The organism is Mucilaginibacter glaciei, from assembly GCF_014773245.1.
GTDB classification, from domain to species: Bacteria; Bacteroidota; Bacteroidia; order Sphingobacteriales; family Sphingobacteriaceae; genus Mucilaginibacter; species Mucilaginibacter glaciei.
This window is the reverse complement of sequence record NZ_JACWMX010000001.1, coordinates 772,129-786,604: the sequence shown is the minus strand read 5'-3', so window position 1 is coordinate 786,604 and position 14,476 is coordinate 772,129. Positions and strand designations below refer to the sequence as shown.

Sequence of the window (14,476 nt, the reverse complement as noted above, 5' to 3'; positions counted from 1 at the left end):
AAGATAAAAGACTTGAAGACAAAAGATAGGAAATCAGCCCCGTTACAATACTTCCAGCATTTGTTTCAATACAGCCTGTGCAGCCCAAACACGGTTACCGGCTTCATGGATCACAACGGATTGCGGGCCGTCCAGGATCTCTGATGATAGTTCCAGATCACGGCGAACGGGTAAGCAATGCATTATTTTTGCCTTTGGTGCTATCTTCAGTTTATCGTTATTGAGCATCCAGTCTTCATTGCCGCCCGTTATAGCGCCATAAGGCTCGTAAGCCGACCAGTTTTTTACGTAAATAAAATCTGCATCTTTAATCGCTTCATCCTGGTTGTGGGTGATAATTGCGCTGTTAGTGAAATCGGCACAAAGCCCGTATCCTGCCGGGTGGGCAATGGTAAAATCAACATCAGCCTTACACATCCATTCGGCAAAAGAATTCGGCACAGCCTGCGGCAGGGGTTTTATATGCGGTGCCCAAGTGAGCACAACCTTGGGGCGACTAACGGTTTTCAATTCTTCGATCGTAACCAGGTCGGCCAAGCTTTGTAAAGGGTGGCGAGTGGCCGATTCAAGGCTTACCACCGGCACCTTACAAAACTCTACGAATTTATTAAAAATGGTTTCACTGTAATCTTCATCACGGTCTTTTAAACCGGGGAAGGAACGTACGCCGATGATGTCAGAATATTCGCCCATTACACCTGCAGCTTCGCGGATATGCTCAACTGTGGTGCCATTCATTATTACACCATCGCGCAGTTCAAGCGCCCAGCCTTCTTTATCAATATTTAGTACAATCACGTTCATGCCCAGGTTAGCACCGGCTTTTTGGGTGCTCATACGGGTACGCAGGCTTGGGTTCAGGAAAACAAGGCTCAAGGTTTTATTCTTACCTAAATGCTGGAATGCAAACGGGTCTTTTTTTAATTGAAGTGCTTCGGCGACCAGTGCCGGTACATCTTTAACATCATTTACCGAAGAGAATAGTTTCATAATAGCCTCACTCTAAATCCCTCTCCAAAGAAGGGGATTTGATTATTTGTTGTAAAAATATAATTAAATTATATAACTATTTAATTATGAATTATTTAAAGTAGTTGTAAAAGCTTCCAAAAACCTATCGGCGTAAGCCTTTGTCAAATTTAATGCGGGCAACAACCTCACCACATTTGGTTTAGCTTCGCCGGTAAAGATTTTATGTTTAAACAGCAGGTCTTTTTTCACGTTGGCAAGTTCGTCCGGCAAATCAATACCGATCATTAAACCACGACCACGTACTTCTTTTACCTTGTCAAATTTCTTTAATTCATCTATCAGATAGGCGCCCACCTCGGCTGCATTTTGCATCAGGTTTTCCCGCTCTATCACTTCCAATACGGCTAAGCCTGCCGCGCAAGCCAAATGGTTACCACCAAAAGTGGTACCCAGCATCCCGTAAGCAGGGGCAATTTTTGGCGATATAATGATACCGCCGATAGGGAAACCATTGCCCATGCCCTTAGCCATGGAATAGATATCGGCATCGATACCCGCAAAATCATGAGAAAAGAATTTACCTGTACGCCCGTAGCCGCACTGTACGCTATCCGCAATAAATACTGCATTGTGTTCGTCACACAACGTGCGAATCTTTTGCAGGAATGGGATAGGGGCCACCTGAATGCCACCCACACCCTGAATGCCTTCGATAATTACCGATGAGATCTCATTGGTTTTAAATGCTTCTGCCAAAGCTACTTCATCGTTCCAGGGCAGGAAAATGACATTATCGGTTTCATTGATTGGCGCAACTATTTTTGGATTATCTGTTACCGCAACCGCTAAAGATGTACGCCCGTGAAAAGCTTTCCTAAATGTGATCACTTTCTTTTTACCGTTGTAAAATGAAGCCAGCTTTAAAGCATTCTCATTAGCCTCGGCACCTGAATTACACAGGAACAGCTGGTGATCTTCTTTACCCGAAACATGGCCCAATTTCTCGGCCAGTAGTGTTTGTAAAGGGATCTCGATTGAGTTGGAGTAAAAGCCGATCTGATGCAATTGGTCTTCTAAACGGGTAACATAATGCGGATTAGTATGGCCGATTGAGATTACCGCATGCCCGCCGTAAAGGTCAAGGTATTCGGTGCCTTTGTCGTCAAACACCAGGCTGCCCCTGCCTTTAACAATGTTAATATGATTGATTGGATATACGTCGAAGAGTTTCATGGGAAAGTTAAAAGTTGAAAGTTAATACTTAAATGGATAAAACGTATGGGTGGCGAGCGCGACTAAAAGCCGGTCGCCTTAAGTCGTAATCCAGCGCGTTCATCCAGGTCAAACATGATGTTCATGTTTTGCACTGCCTGCCCGCTCGCGCCTTTAAGTAAGTTGTCCATTATACTGATAATGAGTATTTTATTACCATGTTTCTTAACTTGTATAAAACACTTATTGGTGTTCACAATTTGTTTCAGGTCGATATCACGGCTGGTTACGTGCGTAAAGGGATGCCCTGCATAATACTCCTGGTAAAGCTTTAATGCCTCTGCCTCGGTCAGCTCACTTTCTGTATAAATGGATGCGATGATGCCGCGGGTAAAGTCGCCACGGTAAGGGATAAAGTTAATTTCTTGATCAAAGCCATTTTGCAATTGCCTTAACGACTGACCAATTTCGCCTAAATGCTGATGGTTGAAAGCTTTGTAAACGGAGAGGTTATCATTACGCCAGGTAAAGTGCGTGGTAGCCGATGGGCTTTGGCCGGCACCGGTAGAGCCTGTAGTAGCGGTGACATGCACCTCGTTACTTAATAAACCCTTGCTTGCTAAAGGTAATAAGCCTAATTGCAGACAGGTGGCAAAACAACCCGGGTTAGCAATATTGGCCGCAGTTTTTATTGCATCGCGGTTTAACTCCGGTAAACCATACACGAAATTTTTACTTCTAATTTTTGAATTTTGAATTAAACGGAAATCCTGGCTCAGGTCAATGATCTTTATATGATCCGGGATCTCGTTAGCCTCCAAAAACTTCTTCGCATCGCCATGGCCAACACAAAGGAACAACACATCGATGCTGTTAGATAGTTCTGACGCAAATTGTAAATCGGTATCGCCAAAAAGGTCAGCATGCACATCATACACATGGTTGCCCGCTTTACTGTTGCTATGTACAAACACGATCTCCACGCGAGGGTGATTGATCAGGATACGCAGCATTTCACCGCCGGTGTAACCGGCGCCGCCAACAATGCCAACTTTTATATGCTTAGAGGTTAATTCTGTCATTTTTTGTAGATGGTGTTGAGTACAAAATAAATTCCAGGTCGGAGTTTTCCTTATTGGTAACAAAGTGTTTTTGCCCCGGCTTGATCTCGATGCCCTGCTCGGGTTTTAAAACCCTTATCTCGCCGTCTATTGAAAAAGTGGCCCTGCCTTTCAGTATAAAAAAGAATTGGGAGGCCTTTTCGTGAAAGTGCAATTGCTCGGCCGTGTCTGGTGGCATGAGTTCCTGTTTGATGGATAGCGCGTCGGTATCGACATAATTCCACCCGTAACAATCGTCGCCCCAACGGTAATGGCTTATACATTCGCTCCGCGAAAAAACGGGGTTACTCATTCGTTCCGTTTACCTTATGGTATATCATTACCTGGTTACCAAATATCTTACTAAAGCCTTTTACGTCTTCGCCGCTCCATGAATTGTTCATTTCGCCATAAGTACCAAACTTATTGCTCATCAGGTCGTGATCAGATTCGATACCTACTACCTGAAAACGGTATGGATATAACTGAACGATAACTTTGCCGCTAACTTGTTTCTGCGTATCTGCTAAAAAGGCTTCCATATTACGCATAATAGGGTCATGAAATTGCCCTTCGTGCAGCCAGTTGCCATAAAAAGCAGATAATTGATCTTTCCATGATAACTGCCATTTGGTTAACACGTGTTTCTCTAAAGTGTGGTGCGCTTTAATGATCACCATTGGTGCAGCAGCTTCGAAACCTACACGGCCTTTAATGCCGATGATAGTATCGCCAACATGGATATCCCTGCCGATACCATAAGGCTGCGCTATAGCTTGCAAAGCCTGGATCGCTTTGGTAGGATGATCATATTTCTCATGATCAATACCAACCAGTTCGCCTGCCTCGAAGATAAGTTCCAGGGTTCTTGGCTCAGATTCGGTAACTTGCGTTGGCCATGCTTCTTCAGGCAAACCTAAATTAGAAGTAAGCGTTTCCCGACCGCCAACAGATGTTCCCCAGATGCCTTTATTAATAGAGTACTTCGCTTTCTCAAAGTTCATCTCTACGCCGTGTTTCTTCAGATATTCAATTTCCTCCTCGCGGCTCAATTTCAAATCGCGGATAGGGGTGATGATCTTAACCTCGGGTACCAGGATATTAAAGATCATATCAAAACGTACCTGGTCGTTACCGGCGCCCGTGCTACCATGGGCAACATATTCGGCACCTATCTCTTTAGCATAGTTCGCTATCGCGGTAGCCTGGCTTACACGTTCGGCACTTACAGATAATGGATAAGTATTATTCTTTAACACGTTACCGTAAATGAGGTAACGTACACAGGTGTTGTAAAAGTTCTCGGTCTCATCAACCACGTGGTGGGATGTAACGCCCATTTGATACGCGCGTTCTTCTACACCCTTTAATTCTTCATCACTAAAGCCACCGGTGTTCACAATTACCGAATGCACCTCGTAACCCAAATCACGTGTTAAATAAATGCAGCAAAATGAGGTATCTAAACCGCCGCTGTATGCTAATACTACTTTTTTTGTCATGGTAAAAGGTGTAAGGTGAAAGGTAAAAGGTTACCTTCCATCTCTTAAAAATTTAATGAAAGATATAAGCATAGCTTTAATCTCGTTAATTGGTTTATTTACTAAATCGTATTTGTCTTGTGAAATATATCCTAAATCAAAAATAAGGTAACAAGTGTACTCGACTTCAAGGGCAGAACCCAAAGCATTGTCAAGGTAATGAGTGAAATCTTTATCGGTGTTTTTACCACAGCCCTCTACAATGTTCATCGGGATGGAATAGGAGGAGCGCCGAAGCTGATTTGTTAAAGAAAACTTTTCTTCAGAAGGCATCAAAGGTAAAATTTCCTGATACACTAATTTAGTAAATGTATGTGCCTTTTTCCAAATATCGAGTTTTCTATAGTCTCTCATTACCTTTTACCTTTCACCTTTTACCTTTATCCTAAAGCTATTATGTGTTCTAAACGCCTTTTGATCGCGGCTTCAATACGTTCTAATAACGTGGCTTTGTGCGTTATTTTTTTCATTTTTTCTTCACTTTGCTTTTGCACCTCGGCAGGGTCAAATAGCATGGCGGTACACATACAGTTTTTGCGGCCCTTGCTCATCAAAATATCGTAATTGACGCAGCTTTTGCAGCCGGCCCAAAAGTTTTCGTCTTGTGTCAACTCCGAATAAGTAACCGGTTCGTAACCTATCTCGGAGTTGATCTTCATAACGGCCAAACCTGTAGTTAGGCCAAAGATCTTTGAATCAGGATATTTCTTGCGCGAAAGTTGGAAAATTTTATGCTTGATGGCTTTAGCTAAACCTGCTTTACGATAGATTGGGTTTACAATCAAGCCCGAGTTGGCTACAAAATCGCCGTGGCTCCAGGTTTCGATATAGCAAAAACCTGCCCAAGTGCCGTCTTTATGCAAAGCGATCACCGCTTTGCCTTCCAGCATTTTATTGGCAACATATTCCGGCGAACGCTGGGCAATACCCGTTCCACGCGCCTTTGCCGACTCTGCCATTTCATCGCAGATCATAGGGGCAAAGTCTGCATGTTGTGCAGTAGCTACCGTTATGTCAAAATCTTGTATGGTCATTATAATAGAAAAGTTACCGTTAAATTATTGGCTTTCAGGGCCAGGATAATTAGAGGGACGTTGATTAAAGAAGTTTAATAAGGCTTCTTTGTTTTGGATGAGAATTAAAACCTAATTCAAACCCGCGGGATGAATAACCGTCGTCGGCTGTGGAATAACAACAAAACAAATGAAACTAAAGCAGCAGCAACCTGGGCGAATTTCGCCTTGGCAACCGTCAGTTTTGAGTTTTCTGTATTCATTATTTGATGAATTGTTGTTTTTTAAATTTTGTGCAAATTATTGCATAATAATTTACTTATGCAAGAAAAAACTTTTAATACGATTTTGAGGTTAGGTTTCGTTAATGGATACACCCAACCCTCTACTGCTAACACTAAATATCAATGCGGAAGCGCAACAGTACTTCGATACGTTACGTCAAAAACATTTCCCGCCCGAACGAAATTTTCTGGACGCCCACCTAATGCTGTTTCACCAGCTGCCGCCAAACAACGAAAGCGTCATAACCGATATAGAAAATATAATTGCTAAACATCAAACTATCTCTATCCAAGTGACCGCATTAGTCGGCATCGGCAGGGGGGTAGCATTCAAGTTGGAAAGCACTCAATTAGCCGCTTTGCATCGCGAACTACAAACCACATGGAAAACGTTCCTTATCCCGCAGGATACCCAGCGACTGTGGCCGCACATCACTATTCAGAATAAAGTAACACCGGAAGAAGCGAAAGTGCTATTGGAAGAATTATCGCAGGAGTTTAAGCCGTTTGAAATTACCGGCACGGGGTTAAGTCTTTGGGAATACCAGGGTGGCCCCTGGCAGTTTTTAAGATCGTATGATTGGAAAAGTTAACAAATACACCGCTTAGTTAATTGTTTATCTTAAATGACTAATTATTGCCTTGGTGCGTAATCGTTTACGTAAATATATGTAGGGGTATCCTGTTATTTGTTGCCCGGTTTTACTCACCTTTAGTTACCAATTATTAATCCAGGCTGCATATTTAGTGCATTACCCGGATGTTTAACTAAAAACAACCAGTATGGAAAGTTTAAGCGACAAAGAAATGGCTCCGCTGAGTAGCCTTGATGTTTGGGAAGATGATGTTTTAGAACGTTACCCGGAACCCGGCCCGGCCAAAACCAAGGAAGAATTTAGAAAATATGATAATGCTGAGGATAATCCAGTACGCGAATTTTACAGGCTGAATCATAAATATCAAACCTATAACAACGTATTGGCCAAAAAAGCCAACTTTTTGAGTTTTGATAAAAAAGAGATGCCCTGGTGGGATGCAATGGACTTTTTGAATACGTTGGTTGATGACTCAGACCCAGACACCTCACTCGATCAATTGCAACACTTGCTACAAACTGCTGAAGCGATACGGGCCGACGGACATCCGGATTGGTTTGTGCTGACCGGGTTTATACATGACCTTGGTAAGGTGCTATGCTTGTTTGGCGAACCGCAATGGAATGTGGTGGGTGATACTTTCCCGGTGGGCTGCAAATTTTCTGATAAAATTGTTTACCCGGAATTTTTTGCCGCGAACCCGGACATTGATGACGAACGTTACAACACCAAATATGGCGTTTATTCGCATCAATGCGGGTTAGATAATATTCACATGTCATGGGGTCATGATGAATATTTATACCATTTAACCAAAGATCATTTGCCCGAGCCTGCGTTGTATATGATCCGTTATCATTCATTTTATTCGCAGCACCGCGAAAATGCTTACGATCACCTGTTAAATAACCACGATAGGGAAATGTTTAAATGGGTTGATAAATTCAATCCGTATGATCTTTACTCTAAAAGCCCGAAACCACCTGTAGTAGCCGAGCTAAAACCATACTATGAAGATTTGATTGCCAAGTACTTACCAAAAACCGTTAAGCTTTAAGCTCACTTTACGGCTGTAGAACCCCTTTTTATTAACACGGAGTTTAACACTTCGGCATCGCCGGGTTCAACCTGTTTGTTGTCCAGTAACTTAAGTAAAAGAGATGCGGCTTTAAAGCCCATTTCAAATGCAGGCTGTGTTACAGTTGTTAAAGACGGGTTTAAAAAAGGAGCGGTTTTGAGATTGGAGAAACTGACAATTTTAAGATAGTTAGGAATATTAATTTTTAGTAATTGGCATATTTCATAACACGGTAGAACCAATTCTTCCGTAGCAGATATGACGCCATCCGGTTGATATTTACTGATGGCATCTTTTAACAGCGAATAGTTATTGATGTCGTCTTTTCCGCAGGTGATGATCAGGTGATCGTCCAGATCAATATTATGATCCTTTAGCGCATTCAAATAACCTTTTAGGCGGTTTTTACCGGCTAAAAGGTTATTAAGTGCAAAAAGATACGCTATTTTTTTGCAGCCGCTTTCTATCAGATGTTCAGCAGCGTCGTAGGCGCTTTCATAGTCGTTTGTTGTCACGTTTACCGTATTCAACCCATCAGGCACCCGGTCGAAAAATACGGTAGGGATCTGTTTATTCAGATCCATCAAATGTATCTCGTTAACCGTTTCGCTTGCAACCGATAGCAGGATTCCATCGGCTCGGCCGGTAAGCAAACTTTTTATAAACGACGCCTCTGCCTCAACATTATCATGCGACTGGTAAATTAATACGTGGTACCCGTGCTGCCTGGCCACTTCTTCGATACCGTTTATGGCCAGCGAAAAAAAATTATTGGCAATTTCCGGAACGATAACGGCAAGGGTTTTACTTTTATGGCTTCGTAAGGTACTTGCTGACGGGTTGGGTTCGTAATTGAGTTTTCTGGCCAGATCATTAACCCGTTGTTTGGTTGCCGAGCTAATCTCATGGCTATCGCGCAAGGCGCGTGATACCGTAGCGGCAGAAAGGTTTAATTCGCGAGCAAGTTGTTTGATATTCACACTCCCCATAAATATAGACGGTTTAAGCGGTTAAGTTAGTGTTTTTCTGCAAATGGCTAAGCTCTATCGGGTAAAACTGCGCCAGCTTCACCACAGGGCCCAAAGGAGCTTTAATAAATGCCTCTACAAAGTTTTAGTAATTGATAATCAACCCTCAAGCGCTTTTTTAACAATTTGTTAACCACAAGCCCATCATTTTTCTATCTTTGCGCCGGGGTAAGTCTTTTACGGCCAGCTCCTCTTGAACTCCCCCAGGGTGGGAACGCAGCAAGGGTAGAGAGTTGAGCGGCGCGATAAAAGTAGCTTACCCTTTTTTTATTTCTTTTTTTTGACACGACACAAAACCAATAGCCCTATATTGGTTTTTCTTATTTAAAGGCTATTTTTAATGTTAGATATACTCATCATAGGCGGTGGCCCAATCGGTTTAGCCTGCGGACTGGCTGCGCAAAAGGCAGGTTTAACCTTCCAGATCGTAGAGAAGGGCTGCCTGGTAAACTCGCTATTTAATTACCCAAGCACCATGACCTTTTTCTCTACCAGCGAAAAACTGGAAATTGGCGGTGTGCCCTTTGTAACCGTACACAACAAACCCACCCGTAACGATGCGCTCGAATACTATCGCCGGGTGGCCCTTGCAAATAACCTACCACTTAATTTATTTGAAGAGGTAACTGATGTTAGCCCGATAGATGGTGGCTACAGCATCACCACATCTAAAGCCACCTACAAGGCAAAAAAGGTGATCCTGAGTACGGGCTTCTATGATATTGCCGTTAACCTGGATATCCCCGGCGAAGACTTGCCCAAAGTAAAACATTACTACCAGGACCCCCATTATTATACATCACAAAATGTTGTGGTGGTGGGCAGCAGTAACTCGGCTATTGACGTAGCCTTAGAAACCTACCGCAAAGGGGCCGAAGTAACGTTGGTTATCCGCGGCCCCGAAGTGAGCGACCGGGTTAAATATTGGGTAAGGCCCGATATTATTAACCGCATCAAAGAGGGTACGATCAAAGCTTATTTCAACTCCAGCCTGCAGGCCGTGCGCGAGCGCGAGGCGGATATTCAAACCCCTGACGGGCTGGTGACCATCCCGAATGATTTTGTAATGGCTATGACGGGTTATAAACCCAACTTTGAGTTTTTGGCCAAACTGGGCGTCAGCCTTTCTAAAGATAAATTTGTGCCCGAGTACAACCCCGATACCATGGAAACCAACCAGCCCGGCCTTTACCTTGCCGGCGTAGTTTGCGGCGGACTGGATACGCATTTGTGGTTCATAGAAAATTCCCGCATTCATGCGGAGATGATCATTAGAGATATTGTAGGGAAGCGGTGATAATACATATGTCATTGCAAAGAGTGCAGCGATGCTGCAATCTCAGCATATCCAATTATCCTCTGAGATTGCCACACTTGGTTAGCAATGACGTATCCTTTACCGTTGTCATTTCGAACGAGCGATAGCGAGGAGAAATCTTCTTAGATTGAGATGCGGCGACTTTGCGTAAGTAGAAGATTTCTCTCTATCGTTCGAAATGACACGTTTTTATACGTCTCAAAACAATTTGATCTGCTTCCGTGCCGCTATTTCCGCTTCGGCCTGTTTTTTCAACGCCCAGTTGTCCTTCCCGGCAAAGCCTTCGGTATTTTTAAACCGGATGGTTTTATAAGGCTCCCATTTGCCGGCGGTAGTGCCAAAGGTTTCGCGTTGCAATACCTTTAACTCGTAGATCCAAAAGGGCTCCAGCAGTTTCTTGTTCTTAAAATTCGGCCACAGCTTGTTATAGTCGGCCTCCGGGATGTTGCGGACAACCGTGATGTGCGGTGTAATGGCTTTTTTGATGTTCAGGTTCTTGCGCAACAGAGCAAACCAATCTTCCATTGCCGGGGTGCTGCGGATATAGGCGTAGATAGTCATTTTACCGTGCAGGTGCTCAAAATATTTAAAGCCGTCCATATGCAGCAGTATAGCGGGCATAGCATGTAGTTTACCTTCTATCCGCTCAAAAGCGGCATCAACCATGTAGGGCTTTTGACGCTCCAATTGGTTAACGGTGATATGCGCAGGCGATTGCATGCTGCTAAATTCACCAATGTATTTTAACGACGCTTTTTTGTAACGCGCAATCTCGTTTTTGATATGCTCGGGCGGCGAAAGCAGGAATAGGCAATCTGCGTAAGTAGTTATCATTTGCGTGAATTATCGCAACAAAGTTTGCTAATTATTTTAGCAATTCAAATATAATTTTCATATTTGTGCATGGATGCTCAACGGCATATTGTACATATTGATCTCGACTCATTTTTTGTATCTGTGGAGCGTCAGTTCAACCCCTCGCTAGTCGGCAAGGCCGTAATAATTGGCGGCTCGGCAGATAGGGGTGTGGTGGCTTCCTGTAGTTACGAGGCAAGGGCTTTTGGCGTACATTCGGCCATGCCTACGCGGCAGGCTCTTAAGCTTTGCCCGCATGCTATCGTTATCCACGGCACGCACGGGCGCTATTCGGAGGCCTCCCGTAAAGTGACAGAGATAATCCATCGCTCCGTACCGCTTTATCAAAAAACGTCGGTAGACGAGTTCTATATCGATCTATCGGGCATGGAACGTTTTCATGATCCATACCAGATAGCCAGCGACCTGCGCCAAACCGTGATCCGCGAAACCGGGCTGCCCATATCGTTCGGCATGGGGTCGTCAAAAACGATTGCAAAAATGGCAACCAACCAGGCTAAACCCAATGGGCAGCTACGCATTGCGCACGGGGGCGAAAAGGATTTTTTAGCACCCTTGCCCATCAAAAAGATCCCGGGTTTAGGCGAGAACACCTGCCAAAAGCTTTACAAATATGGTATCGAAAAAATTGGTGACCTGCAACGGGTCAACCTCATGTTCCTGGAAACGGTGTTCGGCAAAATGGGGACTTATATTTATAACAAAGCGCATGGTGTTGATGATAGTGAGATAGTGCCCCACGGCGAACGTAAATCTATATCGACAGAAAACACTTTTCACCAGGATGTAAGTGATGCCAAAACGATTGAAAATATATTGGTGAGCATGACCGAAGAACTTGCGGGCAAACTCCGTAAAGAGAATAAGGTATCCGGCTGCCTGGCTATCAAGATCCGTTATGCTAATTTTGAAACTCATACTCAACAACAAAAGATAGCCCTTACCGCTGCCGAGCACATCCTGATACCGGGTATTAAAGCACTGCTTTACAAGGCCTGGAATACGCACCGTCCCATCAGGCTTATAGGCGTTAAGTTGAGTAATTTGTGCACCGGCAGTTATCAGATCAACCTGTTTGAAGATAACGAGGAGCGCATCCGCCTGTACCAGGCTATGGACAATATCAACTTTAAATTTGGCGATAAAACGGTTTGCCGCGCGGCGGGTATGGAAATAGGTGCACGCACGTTTAACCCGTTTTTGAAAGGTTGACCGTGATTAAGATTATTACCCTAGATTTATTTATTCAATTCTTTGCGCATCAGCAGGTCTATTTGCTTATCCTCTCCTAACATAAAAGAATGGCTGCCGAATATGGTAAAACCCTTATTTTCATAAAAGCGGATGGCGTTGGTGTTGTGTTCCCAAACACCTAAACATAGGTAGGTTAAGTTTTTGCGTAAGGTCTCGTCAATGGCAAATTCTATCAACTTTTTTCCAATTTGTTTTCCCTGGTGGTGATGCAGCACGTAAATACGCTCTACTTCTAAAGCGTTGGCATCCTGTATATCGGTTTGGGCGGTTTGGTAGTTGATTTTCATATAGCCCGCAATCTCACCGGCAATCCTGGCGAAGAAGAAATGTGAATCAGGGTGAGCAAGTTCTGCCTCAAATTTGGGGAGTGTAAAGTTTTTCGCGGCATAAGCTTCCATATCAGCAGCGCTATTAAGATGCGCAAAGGCGTCAAAAAATGTTTGCCTGCTCAGTTCCAGCAAACGTACGGACTGATCAGGCGGTACTCTTTCTATGGTTAGCTCTGTTGCCATTAATCAAACTGTCCCTGTAAACGTTCCAGGCGGTCTATCATCAGGTTAAGCTTTTCTTCCTCGTTCTTAAACATACGGGGCTTTAGGTAAAACGTGGTGAACATAAACCAGATAAAGGTAAATCCATACGTGACTATCTTAAAGGCTACCGATGCGTTCTCCAAAATCTCGATAAAATATAAGCCTAAACCCGCGCTTAACAGCAATATGTAAATATAATAGAACCAACCAACAGTTTTTGTGCGGGTCTTTTGATATTCTTTAAGGCTATCCAGGTAATCGATAGGGTTCTGGGTAAGATCGTGTTTATTCAGGATATGGTAATGGCGTACGATCAGATAAAGATACATCGCTATCGTGATAACAATGATAAATATACCTATAGTGGTAGCCGGCGATTTAAACGCCATAAAAAACATCAATATAAATGCCCCCGCTAAAGTAGCTATCATGGTAACAATGGCCCAATATAGTTTAGACGTTATACTGCGGATATCCTTTTTGGCTTGTTTAAGTACTTCATCTACCTGGAGATGCTCCTTTTTTGGCTGCCCCTGCCAAACCGTCATTAAATGATCAAAGTCTTTCATGCTGATTGTATAACTCTGTCAATTTTTGTTTAATGCGATATATTTTCACTCTCAAATTCCCTTCTGATATACCCGATACATCTGCAATTTCGGGGTACGGCACTTCATCAAGCACCAACGTAATAATGATTCTTTCCGATTCTTCTAATTTTGATATACACTTATACAGCAAGGCAACTTGTTCATTCTTTTCAGAAAACTCCTCGCGCTTATTTTCGGCTATCTGGGGGGTGAGTTCGTCTTTAGCCTGGCGCTTTTCTGAGCGGAGATAGGTTAAACAGGTATTTACTGCTATACGGTAGATCCAGGTTGATACTAATGCCTGGTTACGAAACTTGTGCAGATTTTGCCAGACCTTTAAAAAGGTTTCCTGTAAAAGGTCGTTTGCAGCATCATCGTCTCCGGTGTAACCATAGCACAAATGGAAGATCTTTTTTGAATTAGCTTCATATATTTCCCTGAAAGCTTCCTCTCTGCTTGCCACTTTTTAGTTAATTTACGGTTTGACAAATAAACGCCATTAAAGTTACAACAAGTAACTTTTTTTATTTATCCACGGTAATTTGCTGTCGGCATCATCAAGAAACTTATTATATTCCTGGCTATAATCAAACTGCAAATCCTCATGTAACTTACCTATGGAGGTTTTGATCTTATCCAACTGACGGGTAAGGATCAGACGGATGGGTTTATAGGAGGTTTGCCTTACCACGTATTGCAGATAGTTTTGGCAAAAGTTTAAAAGCAACTCTATTTCGGCAGGTTTGGTGCCTATAAATTTGGTGTACTTGGTTAGCATCTTCAAGATTTTGCGCAGGCCCTTAGCGGTAAAATAACTTTGTGCAGGCAACTGGCTAAACATAAACCCGGCTTCGGCTTTGATGCTCTCCATAAAATCTTGCTCGTTGTGCGATTCGAATAGGAGGTAGGCCAACAATTCTTTGTTCTCTTTTTTATATCTCACCAGGCGCAGGCATAACTCGGCCAACTGCTCTTGCGGTAAATGCTGCAGTTCTTTTTTAATTTGCTGGAGGCCGTAGGTAGTGATACTCATGGGTAGATTTTTAACTTTCTGCAACATAGTAAATTTTGTAGTTTAGCG

The 14,476-nt window shown here is 43.2% G+C and carries 17 protein-coding genes and 1 other RNA gene; 5 read left to right on the top strand and 13 right to left on the bottom strand.

Annotated features, from left to right (window positions below; all coding sequences use genetic code 11):
* Positions 1 to 42: 42 nt before the first annotated feature.
* The 7 genes from IDJ76_RS03645 to IDJ76_RS03615 all read right to left on the bottom strand — a co-directional run bounded on the left by IDJ76_RS03645 (position 43) and on the right by IDJ76_RS03615 (position 5,859).
* Positions 43 to 990, bottom strand: coding sequence for a Rossmann-fold NAD(P)-binding domain-containing protein (locus IDJ76_RS03645; RefSeq protein ID WP_191160809.1), 948 nt, complete (start codon positions 988 to 990; stop codon positions 43 to 45).
* Positions 991 to 1,074: 84 nt separating this feature from the next.
* On the bottom strand, positions 1,075 to 2,205 hold the full coding sequence (locus IDJ76_RS03640; RefSeq protein WP_191160807.1) for an aspartate aminotransferase family protein: 1,131 nt from the start codon (positions 2,203 to 2,205) through the stop codon (positions 1,075 to 1,077).
* A gap of 62 nt (positions 2,206 to 2,267) precedes the next feature.
* Entirely contained in the window at positions 2,268 to 3,266 is a 999-nt protein-coding gene (gene argC, locus IDJ76_RS03635) for an N-acetyl-gamma-glutamyl-phosphate reductase (RefSeq protein ID WP_191160804.1), read from the bottom strand.
* Positions 3,247 to 3,597, bottom strand: a complete 351-nt coding sequence (locus IDJ76_RS03630; protein ID WP_191160802.1) for a cupin domain-containing protein — start codon at positions 3,595 to 3,597, stop codon at positions 3,247 to 3,249. Before IDJ76_RS03630 ends, argC begins: the two co-directional genes overlap by 20 nt.
* Positions 3,590 to 4,786, bottom strand: a complete 1,197-nt coding sequence (argG, locus tag IDJ76_RS03625) for an argininosuccinate synthase (protein WP_191160800.1) — start codon at positions 4,784 to 4,786, stop codon at positions 3,590 to 3,592. Before argG ends, IDJ76_RS03630 begins: the two co-directional genes overlap by 8 nt.
* A gap of 30 nt (positions 4,787 to 4,816) precedes the next feature.
* Complete coding sequence (locus IDJ76_RS03620; RefSeq protein WP_191160798.1) at positions 4,817 to 5,179, bottom strand: four helix bundle protein; 363 nt, start codon at positions 5,177 to 5,179, stop codon at positions 4,817 to 4,819.
* A 26-nt stretch (positions 5,180 to 5,205) separates the two neighbouring features.
* Complete coding sequence (locus tag IDJ76_RS03615; protein WP_191160796.1) at positions 5,206 to 5,859, bottom strand: GNAT family N-acetyltransferase; 654 nt, start codon at positions 5,857 to 5,859, stop codon at positions 5,206 to 5,208.
* Between the two features lie 346 nt (positions 5,860 to 6,205).
* On the opposite strand from IDJ76_RS03615, the gene IDJ76_RS03610 reads away from it, so the two are divergent.
* The gene (locus tag IDJ76_RS03610; protein WP_191160794.1) at positions 6,206 to 6,715 is read left to right on the top strand and encodes a 2'-5' RNA ligase family protein; all 510 of its coding nucleotides are present in this window, start codon (positions 6,206 to 6,208) and stop codon (positions 6,713 to 6,715) included.
* Between the two features lie 190 nt (positions 6,716 to 6,905).
* On the top strand, positions 6,906 to 7,775 hold the full coding sequence (locus tag IDJ76_RS03605; protein WP_191160792.1) for an inositol oxygenase family protein: 870 nt from the start codon (positions 6,906 to 6,908) through the stop codon (positions 7,773 to 7,775).
* A gap of 2 nt (positions 7,776 to 7,777) precedes the next feature.
* Here IDJ76_RS03605 and IDJ76_RS03600 read toward each other — a convergent pair whose 3' ends face one another.
* Entirely contained in the window at positions 7,778 to 8,785 is a 1,008-nt protein-coding gene (locus IDJ76_RS03600) for a LacI family DNA-binding transcriptional regulator (protein ID WP_191160790.1), read from the bottom strand.
* A 205-nt stretch (positions 8,786 to 8,990) separates the two neighbouring features.
* Here IDJ76_RS03600 and ffs point away from each other — a divergent pair.
* Both ffs and IDJ76_RS03590 read left to right on the top strand, forming a co-directional pair.
* Positions 8,991 to 9,089, top strand: an RNA gene (gene ffs, locus IDJ76_RS03595) — signal recognition particle sRNA small type.
* 75 nt (positions 9,090 to 9,164) lie between these two features.
* A complete protein-coding gene (locus IDJ76_RS03590) occupies positions 9,165 to 10,121 on the top strand; it encodes a YpdA family putative bacillithiol disulfide reductase (RefSeq protein WP_191160788.1) in 957 nt (318 codons plus the stop codon).
* Positions 10,122 to 10,340: 219 nt separating this feature from the next.
* Here the strand turns inward: IDJ76_RS03590 and IDJ76_RS03585 are convergent, their stop codons facing one another.
* Positions 10,341 to 10,976, bottom strand: a complete 636-nt coding sequence (locus IDJ76_RS03585) for a 2'-5' RNA ligase family protein (protein WP_191160786.1) — start codon at positions 10,974 to 10,976, stop codon at positions 10,341 to 10,343.
* 69 nt (positions 10,977 to 11,045) lie between these two features.
* On the opposite strand from IDJ76_RS03585, the gene dinB reads away from it, so the two are divergent.
* Positions 11,046 to 12,230: a DNA polymerase IV gene (gene dinB, locus IDJ76_RS03580; RefSeq protein WP_191160784.1), complete on the top strand. Its 1,185-nt coding sequence runs from the start codon at positions 11,046 to 11,048 to the stop codon at positions 12,228 to 12,230.
* A gap of 26 nt (positions 12,231 to 12,256) precedes the next feature.
* On the opposite strand, the gene IDJ76_RS03575 is transcribed toward dinB, so the two are convergent.
* Genes IDJ76_RS03575 through IDJ76_RS03560 form a run of 4 tightly spaced genes read right to left on the bottom strand, consistent with a single transcriptional unit; the run spans position 12,257 to position 14,428 of the window.
* On the bottom strand, positions 12,257 to 12,784 hold the full coding sequence (locus IDJ76_RS03575; RefSeq protein ID WP_191160782.1) for a GNAT family N-acetyltransferase: 528 nt from the start codon (positions 12,782 to 12,784) through the stop codon (positions 12,257 to 12,259).
* Positions 12,784 to 13,374, bottom strand: coding sequence for a hypothetical protein (locus IDJ76_RS03570; RefSeq protein ID WP_191160780.1), 591 nt, complete (start codon positions 13,372 to 13,374; stop codon positions 12,784 to 12,786). Before IDJ76_RS03570 ends, IDJ76_RS03575 begins: the two co-directional genes overlap by 1 nt.
* The gene (locus IDJ76_RS03565; RefSeq protein ID WP_191160778.1) at positions 13,361 to 13,858 is read right to left on the bottom strand and encodes an RNA polymerase sigma factor; all 498 of its coding nucleotides are present in this window, start codon (positions 13,856 to 13,858) and stop codon (positions 13,361 to 13,363) included. The genes IDJ76_RS03570 and IDJ76_RS03565 overlap by 14 nt, the downstream gene beginning before the upstream one ends.
* Before the next feature lie 42 nt (positions 13,859 to 13,900).
* Entirely contained in the window at positions 13,901 to 14,428 is a 528-nt protein-coding gene (locus tag IDJ76_RS03560; protein ID WP_191160776.1) for a hypothetical protein, read from the bottom strand.
* Between the last annotated feature and the right edge of the window lie 48 nt (positions 14,429 to 14,476).

Bases quoted from the DNA above. Each gene is read 5' to 3' on its own strand.
- argC (WP_191160804.1), bottom strand. From the start codon at position 3,266: ATGACAGAATTAACCTCTAAGCATATAAAAGTTGGCATTGTTGGCGGC.
- IDJ76_RS03585 (WP_191160786.1), bottom strand. From the start codon at position 10,976: ATGATAACTACTTACGCAGATTGCCTATTCCTGCTTTCGCCGCCCGAG.
- IDJ76_RS03575 (WP_191160782.1), bottom strand. From the start codon at position 12,784: ATGGCAACAGAGCTAACCATAGAAAGAGTACCGCCTGATCAGTCCGTA.
- IDJ76_RS03645 (WP_191160809.1), bottom strand. From the start codon at position 990: ATGAAACTATTCTCTTCGGTAAATGATGTTAAAGATGTACCGGCACTG.
- argG (WP_191160800.1), bottom strand. From the start codon at position 4,786: ATGACAAAAAAAGTAGTATTAGCATACAGCGGCGGTTTAGATACCTCA.
- IDJ76_RS03605 (WP_191160792.1), top strand. From the start codon at position 6,906: ATGGAAAGTTTAAGCGACAAAGAAATGGCTCCGCTGAGTAGCCTTGAT.
- IDJ76_RS03615 (WP_191160796.1), bottom strand. From the start codon at position 5,859: ATGACCATACAAGATTTTGACATAACGGTAGCTACTGCACAACATGCA.
- IDJ76_RS03620 (WP_191160798.1), bottom strand. From the start codon at position 5,179: ATGAGAGACTATAGAAAACTCGATATTTGGAAAAAGGCACATACATTT.
- IDJ76_RS03610 (WP_191160794.1), top strand. From the start codon at position 6,206: ATGGATACACCCAACCCTCTACTGCTAACACTAAATATCAATGCGGAA.
- IDJ76_RS03630 (WP_191160802.1), bottom strand. From the start codon at position 3,597: ATGAGTAACCCCGTTTTTTCGCGGAGCGAATGTATAAGCCATTACCGT.
- IDJ76_RS03640 (WP_191160807.1), bottom strand. From the start codon at position 2,205: ATGAAACTCTTCGACGTATATCCAATCAATCATATTAACATTGTTAAA.
- IDJ76_RS03590 (WP_191160788.1), top strand. From the start codon at position 9,165: ATGTTAGATATACTCATCATAGGCGGTGGCCCAATCGGTTTAGCCTGC.
- IDJ76_RS03560 (WP_191160776.1), bottom strand. From the start codon at position 14,428: ATGAGTATCACTACCTACGGCCTCCAGCAAATTAAAAAAGAACTGCAG.
- dinB (WP_191160784.1), top strand. From the start codon at position 11,046: ATGGATGCTCAACGGCATATTGTACATATTGATCTCGACTCATTTTTT.
- IDJ76_RS03600 (WP_191160790.1), bottom strand. From the start codon at position 8,785: ATGGGGAGTGTGAATATCAAACAACTTGCTCGCGAATTAAACCTTTCT.
- IDJ76_RS03570 (WP_191160780.1), bottom strand. From the start codon at position 13,374: ATGAAAGACTTTGATCATTTAATGACGGTTTGGCAGGGGCAGCCAAAA.